The organism is Blautia aquisgranensis (genome assembly GCF_040096615.1).
Classification (GTDB): domain Bacteria; phylum Bacillota; class Clostridia; order Lachnospirales; family Lachnospiraceae; genus Blautia_A; species Blautia_A aquisgranensis.
In genome coordinates this window covers 1-896 of sequence record NZ_JBBMEJ010000047.1, presented here as the reverse complement: position 1 = coordinate 896, position 896 = coordinate 1, and the positions used below count along the sequence as shown (strand labels likewise).

The window sequence follows — 896 nt, the reverse complement described above, 5'->3', positions numbered from 1 at the left end:
TATCGTACATGGATATGTAAGCAGCGACCGCACCGATTATAATACCCTGATCCCGGTCCTTGAAAAACATAAGAATGCTTTCGGGAGTATTCTGGAAGAAGTAACTGCGGACAGCGGGTACTGTAGTGAAAAAAATCTGCTTTATTTAAAACGGAATGAAATATCCAGTTATATAAAACTGCAGGATCATGAAAAGCGAAAAACACGCGCTTATTCAGAAGATATCAGTAAATATTACAACATGAGGACAGGGATCTTTGAAGATGAACAGTTCTATATCTGCCATGACGGACGTGAACTGCGGCATCTCAGGACAGAGAGCAAAGAGCAGGATGGATATACACAGACCTTTGAGGTATATGGTTGTGCAAACTGCAGCGGATGTGAACATAAAGCGCGCTGTCTGTATAAGTATGATGCGGAGAAAGATGCTGAAAAGAACAAAGTCATGAAGATCAATGAACAATGGGAGGAACTGAAAGAAAGATCGCATGCCAATATCCAGAGTGAACGCGGGATCCTGAAACGCCAGACACGTTCCATTCAGACGGAAGGACATTTTGGAGATATAAAGGAAAATGAGAACTTCCGGCGTTTTAATTACCATTCGGCAGATAAGGTATATAAAGAATTCATGCTGTATGCTATTGGAAGAAATATAAATAAATATCATCGTTTTTTATACGAAAAACTGAGAAAATTTGAAGGAAAAACTGCCTAGAAAAAAATGCGGCTGAAAAAATCCAAACAAGGATTTTTTGCGGCCAAAAACAGAAAGTATTTATCAAAATAAAAATATCCTGAACAAGTTGCAGAGCCAGAAAGCTCTGTAACTGTCAGGATATTTTTGTTTGGTGCTGTCAGCTCTAAAAAACGTTATTTACCGACAGCTCCCT

1 protein-coding gene is annotated in these 896 nt (G+C 39.1%); it reads left to right on the top strand.

Features of this window, described 5'->3' with window-relative positions; all coding sequences use genetic code 11:
• Window positions 1-721, top strand: a 721-nt coding sequence (locus WMO28_RS16765) for a transposase (RefSeq protein ID WP_349057709.1), incomplete at its 5' end; no start/stop codon positions are given.
• Between the last annotated feature and the right edge of the window lie 175 nt (window positions 722-896).